Genomic DNA, 12,821 nt, shown 5'->3' on the forward strand with positions numbered 1-12,821 from the left:
TCTCACATCGAGGAGTAGGCGACGATGCCACGGCGCACACCGTCGAGGGCTGCCCGGGCGGTGCGTGCGAGTGCGGCGTCCTCCGCGACGATGGACAGCTGATCGAGGAGGTCGATGGTCTGCTTCGCCCATCGCACGAAATCACCGGCCGCCATGTCCGCGTCGATGAGCACGCGATCGAGCATGCCGCCCCGCGCCCACGCGTGCATCGCACCCGCGAGTCCCGCGGCCAGCGGCTCGCTTCCCGGCAGCTGGTGGTCCTGCTCCAGGTCGTCGAGCTCGGCCCACAACGCGGTCGTCTTCTCGTATGCCGCTCGGAAGGCACCCCGCGGGAGGCCCCGCTCCCCCGCGTTGGCTTCGTCGCGACGCGGCTCGTACACGAGGGAGCACGCCATCGCCGCGAGTGACGGGGCGTCCAGTCCCTTCCAGAGCCCCTGACGCAGCGACTCGGCCACGAGTAGATCGCGCTCACCGTAGATCCGCCGCATCGTGCGGCCGGCGTCGGTCAGGTGCATCCCGTCCTCATCGCGACGCACATAGTCCAGCGTCTCCAGCACCTCGACGACACGGTCGAAGACGCGAGCCACCGTTCCCGTCCTGGTCTCGATCTGACGCCGCGTACGGTCTGTCTGTCGCTTGAGCTTCCAGTAGCGCTCGGCCCAGCGAGCGTGCTTCTCGCGGTCGGGGCACCGATGGCACGGGTGGCGCTGCATCCGCGTGCGGAGCGTCTGGATGCGCTTCATCCGCTTGTCCCGGGCGGCACGGGGAGCCTGGGTGTCCTGTCGATTCTTCTTCTCGAGATCGCTCAGCTCGCGGCGGATGGCGGCGTACTCCGGGAAGTCGCCGTGCTCGCACGCCATCGCCGACTGGTAGCCGGCCAGCGACTCCTCGGCCTCCCGCACCTGTCGGGCCAGGCCGACCACGGCGCGGTCGGCCTGGAACTGGGCGAACGACGACTCCAGGATCTGCCGCGCCCTGGCCTGCCCGAACAGATCGATCAGGTTGACGGCCATGTTGTACGTCGGCCGGAAGCTGGAGTTGAGCGGGTAGGTCCGCCGCGATGCGAGGGCGGCGACGGCCTGCGGGTCCATGCCCTCGGTCCACTGCACGACCGCGTGCCCCTCGACATCGATGCCGCGGCGCCCGGCGCGGCCCGTGAGCTGCGTGTATTCGCCGGATGTGATCGCGACGCGCGCCTCTCCGTTGAACTTCTCCATCTTCTCCAGCACGACCGTGCGCGCCGGCATGTTGATGCCGAGGGCCAGCGTCTCGGTCGCGAAGACGACTTTGAGCAGTTTGCGCCGGAACAGCTCTTCGACGACCTCCTTGAAGGCAGGGAGGAGGCCGGCATGGTGGGCGGCCACGCCCCGTTCGAGGTTGTCCAGCCACTCCCAGTAGCCGAGCACCCCGAGATCCTCGTCCTGCAACGTGCGGGTGCGTTCCTCGACGAGGGCCCGGATCTCCGCGCGCTCCTCCGACGAGGTCAGGCGCAGGCCGGAGCGCCGCACCTGCTGCACCGCGGCATCGCAGCCCACGCGGCTGAAGATGAAGAAGATGGCGGGAAGGAGATTCGACCGTTCCAGCAGCTCGACCACGTCAGGGCGGTCCATACGCTCGATCCGGTGCGCGTTCGCGGCGCGCACGGGGCGGCGGCCACCCCGGGGCGGTCGCGCGGCCTGGCGCCCGGCGTGGCGATTGCTGCGATACGACTGCGCCTGGCGGTTGCTCTCGTAGGTGGAACCCGTGAACGAACGGATGCGCATGAGCTCCTGGTTCACCTGAGCCGTGGCGATGCCCGCCCGGTCGTCGAAGAGCGGCAGCAGGTCGTCGCGTACGAGCACGTGCTGCTCCAGCGGCACCGGACGGATCTCGGAGACGATGACCTCGGTGTCTCCGCGCACGGTGTCGAGCCAGTCGCCGAACTCCTCGGCGTTCGACACGGTCGCGCTCAGCGAGACCAGCCGCACGCGGGGCGGGAGGTGGATGATGACCTCTTCCCACACGGCACCACGGAAGCGGTCGGCCAGATAGTGGACCTCGTCCATCACGACGTAGCGCAGGTCGCGCAGCGCCGCGGAGTCGGCATAGATCATGTTCCGCAGCACCTCGGTCGTCATGACCACGATGCGGGCGTTGCCGTTGATGTTCGTGTCGCCCGTCAGCAGACCGACGTCGTCCGCGCCGTAGACGTCGACGAGCTCACGGAACTTCTGATTCGAGAGCGCCTTCATCGGCGTGGTGTAGAAGGCTTTGTCCGTCGCGGTCTGCATCGCCAGGTGGATGGCGAACTCCCCCACGATCGTCTTCCCGGCACCGGTGGGGGCTGCCACGAGAACGCTGCGTCCGTTCTCCAGCGCGTGGCATCCGGCGAGCTGGAACGGGTCGAGCTGGAAGCGCTGGCGCGAGGCGAATGCTGCGGTCTCCGGGTGCGCCGCGCTCTCCTGCGCCTGCGCGTATCGCTCGGACGGCGAACTCATGGGGCGTCCGGGATGAGTCCGGCGGCGGTGTCCTGCTTGCGCTTGCGCCGGTCGAAGAGGAGGGAGAGCCCTGCCGCTGCGAAGAAGAGGACGATGAGGATGCCGGCCAGCATCAGCATGCTCACGACGTCTGCCGCGGGCGTGGCCAGCGCGGCGAAGATCGTCGCGATAAGGATGGCCACCCGCCACCCCTTCAGGATCGCTCGGCCCGACATCACCCCTGCGAGGTTGAGCGCGACGAGGAAGACGGGGAGGACGAACGAGATGCCGATGACGATCATCAGCTTGAACACGAAGTCGTAGTACTCCTGAGCGGAGTAGAAGTTCGTGGCGCCCTCCGGCGTGAAGCCCCACATGAGCTCGATGACGTGCGGCATGATCTGCACCCCGAGGTAGCACCCCGCGAAGAACAGCGGCACGGCGGCGACCACGAAGCCGACCGTGTAGCGGATCTCCTTGCGGGTGAGCCCGGGCATGATGAAGGCCCAGATCTGCCAGAGCCACACCGGTGCGGACAGGAACAGCCCGATGGTCAGGGCGATGCGCATGCGCATGTCGAACGCGGACGTCACTGTCCCGAAGTTCAGAGCGCTGAAGTCATCACCACGCTTGTCGGCGATGATGCGGATCGGCTCGGTGATGAAGTGGATCACCGGGTCTGCGATGAGGAACGCCACGATCATGCCGACGACGAGAGCGATCGCCGCGTACATCAGGCGCTTGCGCAGTTCGACGAGATGCGCGCCGAGCGACATCCGCCGATCCCGATCCGCCGTCGGCGTCACGGTCGGTTCGATGGCTGCCACGGCCGGTCAGGCGCGAGGCGGAGTCTCAGGGTCGGTGCCCGAGTCCTTCACCGTCGTCGGCTCTGCGGGCGCCGACTCGGCACGACTCGCGTCCTCTTCCTTCATGGCCTTCATCTCGCCCTTGAACACGCGAGCGGACTGACCCATGCTCTTCGCGAGTGCCGGCAGCTTGGCAGCGCCGAAGAGGAGGAGGATAACGGCCAGCACGATGAGCAGGTGCCAGCCTTGCATTCCAGCGAACATATCGACATTCCCGTCGTAGGGGGGCTTTCCGCCCCAGTCTACAGATCAAACCTCGGCATCAGGCCGGTGGTAGAGCGCGAGTCCGGCAGCTGCCCACTCGCGGGTCGCGGTGCGCGCGATGCCGGGATCGGTGACCTCCATCGCCCCGCCGAAGCGCGCGGCGAGACGCTTGATGCCTCGAGGGTCCGCGAGGTGGAGCTGCGTCGTCACCATTCCGTCGCCGATACGGAGGGTCTCGGTCGGCACGAAACCGCTGAGCAGCGGAGCAAGGCGCTCCGGGACACGGACGGTGACCTCCCGCTCCTCCTCCAGCCCCGCGAACGCCTCGGGCACCCGGTCGCCGCCGTGCGTGCTGGGGATGTCGGTGAGGGCGGGTGCGCTGACGCGGTCGAGGTGGAACGTGCGCATCGCCTCGCGCATATGGCACCAGCCCTGCAGGTACCACTGTCCGTTCGTGATGAGGATCTGCACCGGATCCACGGTGCGCGTGGTGGGCGCGGCGTCAGGGGCCTGGTAGGTGAACGAGACGGCGACCCCGTTCTGCAGGCCGCGGGCGACGACCTCACGCACCTCGTCCACCGCGGTCGGGGCGACGACGACATCAGCCGGCGCATCGGCGGCTCCCCGCGAGAGCTTCGAGATGAGGCCGGCGACGAGACCGGAGTCGGATACGGCCGGCACGGCGGCGACCATCTGCAGGCCGGCGAGCAGGGCCGCGGCCTCACGCGCCGTGAAGCGCGGGACGCGACGCAGGGCCACGTCGTTCGTGATCTCGATGACGTCCTCGAGATCGAGGAGATCCCAGTTGATGTCGAACATCTCCTGCGGCTGCTGCCAGTAGCCCGCCTCGCCGGGAAGGCCGATGACGGTCAGCTTCTCGACCATCGCCCGCATCTCCCGCGGGGTCACCCCGAACTCCTCGGCGGCCTCGGCGAGGGAGACCTGCCCGTGCTCGAGCAGGTACGGGACGAGCGTGAGATAGAGGCGTACACGCTCCGCTGCGAGGAGGGGCTTGGGTGCGGCGCTCATGTGGGCACCTCCACGTCTGTGTGGACCTCGACCACGGCGCGCAGACGACTGATCACCGCGTCCCGGAGCGGTGCGGGCTCCACCACGCGGACCTCGGGTCCATAAGAGGCGAGCTCATCGGCCAGGATGTGCAGATCGACGAAGGGCACGTGGATGCCCTGGGCGGCAGGCGTCGCCCGTCGGCCCAGGCGCAGTGCGGCTTCGGTTCCGGGTGTGACCTCCAGCAACGCCGAGTTCTCCGCGGCGACGCGCTCGAGACCGCTCAGCGCCCGCTCCCCCGCGCCCTCGCGTAGCGCGGGGTCGAACGTCGTGGCACTGACCATGACCTCGCCGACGATGCGGCTCAGCAGGAACGTCCGGTCCTCTTCGATGTCGACGTCGACGCCGTACACGTGCCAGCGCGCCTCGTAGTCCACCAGTGCGAGCGGGCGGATACGACGCCGACGAGGGGCGTCCTCTCCCGGCTTCAGATAGTCGAAGGTGACCACCCTGCGGCGTTCGATCGCGTCCTGGAGCGGGCCGAAGGCGGCATCGCGGGCGGTGATGCGCGGAGCGAAGCCGATGATCGGCTCGTCGCCGTCGATGCCGAGGGCGCGGATTTTCCGCACTCCGGACTGCGCGTCTCCCGAGACGGACTCCGCGCTCCAGACACTTCCCGCGAGGCGCAGGACAGCCAGCTCCGCCGGGGAGAACTCGATGTCTCCTGGCAGGTCGTATTCCGCCTGCGGGATGCGGTACCTGGCCTCGCGGAGGTCGTTCGGGTCCGCGGCGTCGCCGATCGTCTCAATCGGGACGCCGAGCGCGCGGAGCTCGTCCTTGTCCCGTTCGAACATCTTCTCCAGGGCATCCGAGCGTGTCCCGGCATCCGCGCGCTGGCGATAGCCGGAGACGTTGTCGAGGATCTGCTGCTTGGTGAGCCCGATCTCCGTCGCCATCAGCGCCACGACGAGGTTCGTCAGGCGCTCTTCGGCAGGGATCCGGGCAGCCATCAGGGTGCGGAGACCGGGGACACGCCGAGGATGTCGACCACGACGGCCATCGCGGAGGAGGTCTCGGTCTTGGGGAGCACGACGAGGACCTGGGAGCCGACGGGCTGCCCGACGAGCGCGTCAGCCACCGGCGCCGCGATCTGTCGGATGCCGTCGGTGGCGGACTGTCCCCAGGTGCTCTGCAGGACGGACTTGTCGTCCCAGCTCACCGCGGTGAAGTGGACGAGCGGCGTCTGGTCCGCGGTCAGCTTCTCGCCGTCTCCACGGATCAGCGTCTGGACGACCTGCTCGTCCGGGGCGGCGCTGTCGGGGATGATGATGCCCGGGGTGCCGTCGTCGGCGCGCACGACGGTCGGCATCCCCTTCGCGTCGTTGAACTGCAGGGTGCCCTCTGCTTTCGGGAGGAAGGCGTCGACGACGTCGATGACGAACACCGCGATGTCGTCCTTGCCCATGCCGAAGCCGCTGAGGTTCGCCTCGCCGAAGTCTTCCGGGGTCAGACCCGCCACGATGCGGGTGCCGCCGGTCGCGCACTCCATGGCGTCGGCGAGCCCGGGAGACTGCGTGGCCCAGGAGCCGATCGTCGACGCGCGGGTGCTCTCCTCGTCGTACGTCGTCTGGAAGATCTGCTCGCCGGTCGCACCGTTGTAGATGGAGATCTGGGCGATGAGCGGCTGGGCGTCGTCGACGAGCGCATGACCGTCCCCCGTCACGACGTCCGCGTAGGACGTCTCCGTCAGGCGGACGGGCGCGAAGATCTCGACCTCCGGCTCGGACCCGACGTCGCCGGTGACGGTGACGGCACTGTCGATGCCGTTGGCGTGCCCGTCGCGATCGCACGAGGCGTCAGCGGACGATGCGGTCACGCTGCACCCCGTCAGGGCGAGGGCGGCGAGGCTGAGAGAGGCCAGAACGGCGGACGTTTTACGCACGCGCTCCAGTCTATTCCGTCGTGTGCTCGGATTCGCGCGATGCCGCGGCCAACCGCGCGCCTTCGGCCGCCTTGCCGGCCTCCCTGGCACGTTTGCGGAGGTTCTTGTCCGTGATCTCGCGATCACCCACCGCGCCCGGCGTCCACAGTTCGACGTCCTCGTCGCCGTAGCTGCTCTTCGAGGCGCGACGCTTCACCGACGGAGCCACCGCGCCGGGAGCGAGCCGGCGAGCCGTGAGCAGGAAGCCGGTGTGCGCGACCATGCGGTGGTCGGGACGGACGGCAAGCCCTTCCACGTGCCAGCCGCGCACCATCGTCTCGGACGCCTCGGGATCGGTGAAGAGCCCGGTGCTCCGGATGAACTCGGCGACGCGGGAGAGCTGCGTGGCGGTGGCGATGTAGCACAGCACGACGCCTCCGGGGGTGAGCGCATCGGCGACCACCTCGATGCACTCCCACGGCGCGAGCATGTCGAGCACGACCCGATCGACGGAGCCGGCCTCCACCTCGTCCGGCAGGGCGGCGACCAGGTCTCCCACCACGACGCGCCAGGAGTCGGGGCGCTCCCCGAAGAAGGTCTCGACGTTCGCCTGCGCGACCTCGGCGAAATCCTCGCGGCGCTCGAAGGAGAGCAGACGCCCCGTGGAGCCGACGGCCCGCAGCAGCGACAGCGACAGCGCACCCGAACCGACTCCGGCCTCGACGACGGTGGCGCCGGGGAAGATGTCGGCCTGCATGACGATCTGCGCCGCGTCCTTCGGATAGACGATCGCGGCGCCGCGCGGCATCGACATCGCGAAGTCGCGCAGCAGCGGACGCAGCGCCAGGTACTCGTGTCCGGAGCTGTTCGCCACGACCGAGCCGTCAGGGAGTCCGATGAGGTCGCGGTGACGGAGGACGCCGTGGTGGGTGTGCAGCTCGCCGTCCTCCCGGAGGGTCACGGTGTGCAGACGGCCTTTCGGGCCTGTGAGCTGCACGCGATCGCCCTCGCGGAAGGGACCCCTGGGGCGAGGAGCGGGAGTGGTGGTCATCGGGTGCCCTCCGTGATCGCAGCGCGGGAGCCGAAGAGCTCCACGAGGTCGGCAGCGCCCCGGCCGTCGAGGGTCGGCCACAGCTCATGGGCGCCGAGGCCGTCGAGCGGGACGATGTGGGGTACGCCGAGCGTCAGGGCTCCGGAAGCGAGGCCCGCGCGGAGCCCGGTGGGGGAATCCTCGATGACCACGACCTCCGCGATGTCCACATCGAGCAGCGCGGCGGCCTGGAGGTACGGCTCCGGGTGCGGCTTGGGGTTGTCGACATCGTCTCCGGCGACGACGATGTCGAACGCCTCGAACTCGATCAGCCCGACCACGTCGAGAGCCATCCGACGCAGCGACATCGTCACCAGCCCGGTCGGGATTCCGGCGGCACGGAGGTCGCGGAGAAGCCACTGGGCGCCGGGCCGGAAGGGCACGCCCTGGGCCCGCAGCGACTCCTGCACGGCACTCGTCAGGTGGGAGACGATCGCCTCCGGAGCCATGTCGACCCCCGCGCCCTGGAGGATGATCGCGCTGTCGATGAGGCCGCTGCCCACGAGCTGCAGGGCGTCCTCATGGGACCACGTGCCGCCGAACGACTCCACCAGCGCGGTCTCGGCCGCCATCCAATACGGCTCGGTGTCGACCAGTGTTCCATCCATGTCCCAGAGGACCGCGCGGGGCTTGTTGCTCACTGAACCCATGCTAGCCGGGCCCGCCCACATCCCCTCGACGCGGGCTAGCCTGGGGGGATCGAATCCTCGACCTCGAAGGGAGCACGGCATGGACGTTCTCGGTTCACGCATCATCATCGCCGCCTTCGACGGCTGGAACGACGCCGGTGAGGCCGCGACCGGAGCCGTCGGCGCGCTGCAGGCGGCGGGCGGCTACGACCTCGTGCACTCGGTCGATCCGGAGCTCTACTTCGACTACCAGTACACCCGCCCGGCGACCCGACTCGATGCCGAGGGACGCCGTCAGATGACGTGGCCCGAGGCCGGGCTGTGGCGCCCGCGTGATCCGGGCCCCGGCCCCGAGTTCTGGCTGCTCACCGGTGCCGAGCCCGCGCGCACCTGGCAGGCGTTCGCGTCCGAGTTCATCGACGTCGCCCTGCGCGACGACATCACCGGCTTCGTGACCCTCGGCGCCATGCTCTCCGACGTCCCGCACACCCGCCCGATCTCGATCTTCGCGTCGAGCCAGAACGAGCAGGTCCGCGAGGCACACGCCCTGGAGCGGTCGGTGTACGAGGGCCCCGTCGGCATCCTCACCGTGCTCGAGCACTTCGCCGAGAACGCGGGGATCCCCTCCGTGAGCCTCTGGGCGAGCGTCCCGCACTACGTCGCCTCGGCCGCCCCGTCGCCGAAGGTCACCCTGGCCCTCCTCGACCGGCTCGAGGAGCTGACCGGTGTGGACGTGGACCGCCGGCACCTCCGTACGGAAGCCGCGGCCTGGGAGGCGTCGATCGATGCCGCCGCGTCCGAGGACGAGGACATGGCGGAGTACATCCGGCAGCTGGAGCGCACGCGCGACACGTGGGACTCCCCCGACGCCTCGGGAGACGCGATCGCCCAGGCCTTCGAGCGCTATCTGCGGCGCCGCGACGACGGCCGCGGCGACCGCAAGCGCTGAACAGCGCCCGCCTCAGGCCGAGGCGGGGATGACGCCCATCGCGAGCAGCACGAGCAGCACGCCGCCGAGCAGGATCCGGTAGATCACGAACGGCAGGAAGCTGCGCTTCGAGATCCAGTTCATGAAGAACGCGATCACGCCCAGTGCGACGACGAAGGCGACGCCCGTGGCGGCCACCGTGTCGCCGAGCGAGAAGAAGGACGGCTCGCCCCAGCTCTTGAACAGCTGATAGAAGCCGCTGCCGAACACGGCAGGGATGGCGAGCAGGAAGGCGTACCGGGCGGCGGCGGCGCGCTCGTAGCCGAGGAAGAGACCCATGGTGATCGTGCCGCCGGACCGCGAGACGCCGGGGATGAGGGCGAGTGCCTGGGCGAGCCCGAAGGCGATGCCGTGCGGGTAGGTCAGGTCGTCGAGCTTCCGGCGCTTGGCCCCGACGTGATCGGCGATGCCCAGGAGGATCCCGAACACGATGAGCATGATCGCCACGATCCAGAGTGACCGGAAGACGGTCTCGATCTGATCCTGGAAGAGCAGCCCGAGCAGCACGATCGGGATGCTGCCGATGATGATGAGCCATCCCATGCGCGCGTCCGGGTCGTTCCGGGGCACCTTCCCGGCGAGCGACCGGAACCACTGGGAGATGATGCGGACGATGTCCCGCCAGAAGAACACCACGACGGCGGCCTCGGTGCCGATCTGCGTGATGGCGGTGAACGCCGCGCCCGGATCTTCTCCGGACGGAAGGAACGTCCCGACGACACGCAGATGGGCGCTGGAGGAGATCGGCAGGAACTCGGTGAGGCCCTGGACGATTCCCAGGATCAGTGCTTCGAGCAGGTGCATGGAGAGGCCTTCGTCTTTCGGGACGGCACGGAGCGCGTGGACGCCGCTCAGTACGTGCGCAGCAGATCGGCCAGCACCCGCTGACCGAAGACAAGTGAGTCTACGGGCACCCGCTCGTCGACTCCGTGGAACATCCCGGTGAAGTCGAGATCGGCCGGCAGACGCAGCGGGGCGAAGCCGTAACCGGTGATGCCGAGAGTGGCCAGCGCCTTGTTGTCGGTCCCGGCTCCCAGGAGGTACGGGATGACCGGTACGCCGGGGTCGTGCCGACCCAGGGCTGCCACCATCGCGTCGACGAGCTCCCCCGCGAACGGCGTCTCCATGCCGATGTCGCGCACCACGGTCTCGATCCGGATGTCGTCGCCGACGATGCGCTGGAGCTCGGCGAGCACGTCGTCCTCGGTCCCGGGGATCACCCGGACGTCGATCAGGGCCTCAGCGCGCTCCGGGATGACGTTGTGCTTGTAGCCGGCGGTGAGGGCCGTCGGGTTGGTCGTCGTGCGGAACGTCGACCGCAGGAAGGCTTCTGCCGGACCGGCCGCGGCGGCGAGGGCGTCAGGGTCATCGGCGCTCCGGCCGCTCAACGCGCTCAGACCCTCGAGCAGCGCCTCCGTCGTCGGCGTGAGCCGGACCGGCCACCGCGTGCGGCCGATGGCGGCCACCGCCTCGGCGAGCTTCGTGACGGCGTTGTCGTCGTGCAGGCGACTGCCGTGTCCCGCTCGGCCGGTGGCGACGAGGCGGATCCAGATCAGGGCCTTCTCCCCCACCTGCAGCAGGTACGCCCGGCGGTCGTCCACGGAGATCGAGTAGCCGCCGACCTCGCTGATGGCCGCCGTCGCGCCGACGAACCACTCCGGACGATCCTTCACGACGAGCGCGGAGCCCTCCACGCCGCCGTTCTCCTCATCGGCGAAGAAGGCCAGGATGAGGTCACGCTCCGGCTGCTCCCCCGCGCGCAGGATGTCCGCCACGGCGGTGAGGATCATCGCGTCCATGTTCTTCATGTCGACCGCGCCGCGGCCCCACAGCATGCCGTCCTGCACCGTGCCGGCGAATGGATCCACCGTCCAGTCCTCGGCGACCGCGGGCACGACGTCCAGGTGGCCGTGCACGACGAGAGCCGGCTTGGTGCGATCGCGCCCCGGGACACGTGCCATGACGTTCGTGCGCCGCGGGATGGGCTCGTAGTACTCGACCTCGAGTCCCAGCTCCTCCAGGTACGCGCCGACGTACTCGGCGGCTTCCCGCTCCCCCTTCGCGTTGCCGCCGCCGTAGTTGGAGGTGTCGAAGCGGATGAGGTCGCTCGCGACGCGGGCGACCTCCGGCAGGGAGGATTCGGTCATGGACTCAGGCTATCGAAACCGCATGCCACGCCCGGGCGTCACGCTCGGTTCGAGACGCCTCCGAGAACGTGCTAATCTCATTCTTCGGTCGGCAACGATCAAATCCAACACCTGCGCGGGTGGCGGAATGGTAGACGCGCTAGCTTGAGGTGCTAGTGCCCGATAGGGCGTGGGGGTTCAAGTCCCCCTCCGCGCACAGAGAGCGAAGGCCCCGGATCCACGGATCCGGGGCCTTCGTCGTTTCCCGTGCGTCGCGGTGGGGCGCTGCGGTCCCGCACGCGGCGGGACCACAGCGCCGTCACACCGCGCCGACGCCGAAGAGCAGGCCCAGCGCGTAGGTCACCGCCGCCGCGCCGAACCCGATGGCGAGCTGCCGAAGGGCGCGACGGAGGGGCGGGCCACCGGAGAGCACGCCGACCATCGCTCCCGTGCTGAGCAGAGCGATGCCGACCAGCACGAGCGCGAGGACGATCGCCGCGGTGCCCTCCATGCCGAAGATCCACGGCAGGACGGGGATGATCGCGCCGGAGGCGAAGAGGAGGAAGCTGGAGATCGCGGCCGTCCAGTCGCTGCCGACGACCTCGTGGGCGTCCGCACCCTGGACGCTCACGGGCCCCGTGACCGCCCGTCGGACACCCTCCTGCGCCGCCTGGACGATGCGGCGGGCCCTGGCCAGCGACTCGCCCTGGTCCATGCCGCGGGCGCGGTACACGAGCGCGAGCTCGTTCTCGTCGATGTCGAGGTCGGCGGCGGCCGCCGCCGCATCCTCGTTCGCCTCGGTCGCGGTGAGGAGTTCCCGCTGCGACCGCACCGACACGAACTCCCCCGCACCCATGGACAGCGCACCGGCGAGGAGCCCGGCGATGCCGCTGAACAGGACGAAGCCCGAGCTCACGCCGGTGGCGCCGATGCCGAGCACGAGCGCGAGGTTGCTGACCAGGCCGTCGTTCGCGCCGAAGACGGCAGCGCGGAAGGAACCGGAGAGGCGCCGACGCCCGCGTGCGGCGAGACCGCGGACGACCTCGTGGTGGACCTTCTCGTCTGCCCGCATGGCAGGGGTGGCCCAGCGCTCGGCGTCGTACGGAGAGCGGGCCTCGGCACTCTGGGCGAGGGCGAGGACGAAGATCGAGCCGAAGCGTCCGGCCATCCACCCCAGGAGGCGCGAGCGGACCCCCGCCCGCGGCAGGCGGGTCGGTTCTCCGCCCAGCAGATCGAGCCAGTGCTTCTCATGCCGGCGCTCGGCCTCGGCGAGCCCGAGCAGGATCGCCCGCTCCTCCCCCGACCGGCGGGACGCGAGGCGCTGGTACACGGCGCCCTCCGCCCGTTCCTCGACGAGATAGCGAGCCCAGCGCCGTCGATCGGCGGCCGTGGAATCGGCTGCGGCAGGGGCTGTCATGGAACCTCCAGGTGTCACCGTGCCCGGCGTCCGGGCAACCGTTCCACGCTATCCGCGCGGTGTCGCGCAGGCCGCGTCCTGGCACGGATTGCCAGCATTTCGGGGATCCGAAGCAG

At 69.6% G+C, this 12,821-nt stretch carries 12 protein-coding genes and 1 tRNA gene; 2 read left to right on the forward strand and 11 right to left on the reverse strand.

Going from position 1 to position 12,821, the window contains the following annotated elements; genetic code table 11:
* Positions 1 to 2: 2 nt before the first annotated feature.
* The 8 genes from AB0P08_RS07890 to AB0P08_RS07925 are packed head-to-tail and all read right to left on the reverse strand — an operon-like array spanning position 3 to position 8,195.
* Entirely contained in the window at positions 3 to 2,477 is a 2,475-nt protein-coding gene (locus AB0P08_RS07890; RefSeq protein ID WP_187661463.1) for a DEAD/DEAH box helicase, read from the reverse strand.
* Positions 2,474 to 3,232: a twin-arginine translocase subunit TatC gene (gene tatC, locus AB0P08_RS07895; protein WP_187664150.1), complete on the reverse strand. Its 759-nt coding sequence runs from the start codon at positions 3,230 to 3,232 to the stop codon at positions 2,474 to 2,476. The genes AB0P08_RS07890 and tatC overlap by 4 nt, the downstream gene beginning before the upstream one ends.
* Positions 3,233 to 3,289: 57 nt before the next feature.
* Positions 3,290 to 3,526 carry a Sec-independent protein translocase subunit TatA gene (tatA, locus tag AB0P08_RS07900; protein ID WP_101845779.1) on the reverse strand — a complete coding sequence of 79 codons (237 nt, stop codon included), beginning with the start codon at positions 3,524 to 3,526 and terminating at the stop codon, positions 3,290 to 3,292.
* 45 nt (positions 3,527 to 3,571) lie between these two features.
* Positions 3,572 to 4,555, reverse strand: coding sequence for a helix-turn-helix transcriptional regulator (locus AB0P08_RS07905; protein ID WP_363589212.1), 984 nt, complete (start codon positions 4,553 to 4,555; stop codon positions 3,572 to 3,574).
* Positions 4,552 to 5,544: a helix-turn-helix transcriptional regulator gene (locus AB0P08_RS07910; protein WP_363589214.1), complete on the reverse strand. Its 993-nt coding sequence runs from the start codon at positions 5,542 to 5,544 to the stop codon at positions 4,552 to 4,554. The genes AB0P08_RS07905 and AB0P08_RS07910 overlap by 4 nt, the downstream gene beginning before the upstream one ends.
* The gene (locus tag AB0P08_RS07915) at positions 5,544 to 6,476 is read right to left on the reverse strand and encodes an FKBP-type peptidyl-prolyl cis-trans isomerase (protein ID WP_363589216.1); all 933 of its coding nucleotides are present in this window, start codon (positions 6,474 to 6,476) and stop codon (positions 5,544 to 5,546) included. The genes AB0P08_RS07910 and AB0P08_RS07915 overlap by 1 nt, the downstream gene beginning before the upstream one ends.
* Before the next feature lie 10 nt (positions 6,477 to 6,486).
* Positions 6,487 to 7,506, reverse strand: coding sequence for a tRNA (adenine-N1)-methyltransferase (locus AB0P08_RS07920; protein ID WP_363589218.1), 1,020 nt, complete (start codon positions 7,504 to 7,506; stop codon positions 6,487 to 6,489).
* Entirely contained in the window at positions 7,503 to 8,195 is a 693-nt protein-coding gene (locus AB0P08_RS07925; RefSeq protein WP_522727303.1) for an HAD family hydrolase, read from the reverse strand. The genes AB0P08_RS07920 and AB0P08_RS07925 overlap by 4 nt, the downstream gene beginning before the upstream one ends.
* A gap of 79 nt (positions 8,196 to 8,274) precedes the next feature.
* Here AB0P08_RS07925 and AB0P08_RS07930 point away from each other — a divergent pair, with 79 nt between their 5' ends.
* The gene (locus AB0P08_RS07930) at positions 8,275 to 9,123 is read left to right on the forward strand and encodes a PAC2 family protein (RefSeq protein ID WP_060922601.1); all 849 of its coding nucleotides are present in this window, start codon (positions 8,275 to 8,277) and stop codon (positions 9,121 to 9,123) included.
* Positions 9,124 to 9,135: 12 nt separating this feature from the next.
* Here the strand turns inward: AB0P08_RS07930 and AB0P08_RS07935 are convergent, their stop codons facing one another.
* Positions 9,136 to 9,966 (reverse strand): undecaprenyl-diphosphate phosphatase, encoded by an 831-nt coding sequence (locus tag AB0P08_RS07935; protein ID WP_136052801.1) that lies wholly within the window; start codon positions 9,964 to 9,966, stop codon positions 9,136 to 9,138.
* A gap of 47 nt (positions 9,967 to 10,013) precedes the next feature.
* Positions 10,014 to 11,309, reverse strand: coding sequence for a M20/M25/M40 family metallo-hydrolase (locus tag AB0P08_RS07940; RefSeq protein WP_187664056.1), 1,296 nt, complete (start codon positions 11,307 to 11,309; stop codon positions 10,014 to 10,016).
* A gap of 113 nt (positions 11,310 to 11,422) precedes the next feature.
* On the opposite strand from AB0P08_RS07940, the gene AB0P08_RS07945 reads away from it, so the two are divergent.
* Positions 11,423 to 11,505: transfer RNA gene (locus tag AB0P08_RS07945), tRNA-Leu, on the forward strand.
* Positions 11,506 to 11,607: 102 nt separating this feature from the next.
* On the opposite strand, the gene AB0P08_RS07950 is transcribed toward AB0P08_RS07945, so the two are convergent.
* The gene (locus tag AB0P08_RS07950) at positions 11,608 to 12,705 is read right to left on the reverse strand and encodes a VIT1/CCC1 transporter family protein (RefSeq protein ID WP_363589222.1); all 1,098 of its coding nucleotides are present in this window, start codon (positions 12,703 to 12,705) and stop codon (positions 11,608 to 11,610) included.
* Positions 12,706 to 12,821 lie beyond the last annotated feature (116 nt).

It is taken from the genome of Microbacterium meiriae (assembly GCF_040686935.1).
In the GTDB taxonomy this organism is placed as follows: domain Bacteria; phylum Actinomycetota; class Actinomycetes; order Actinomycetales; family Microbacteriaceae; genus Microbacterium; species Microbacterium meiriae.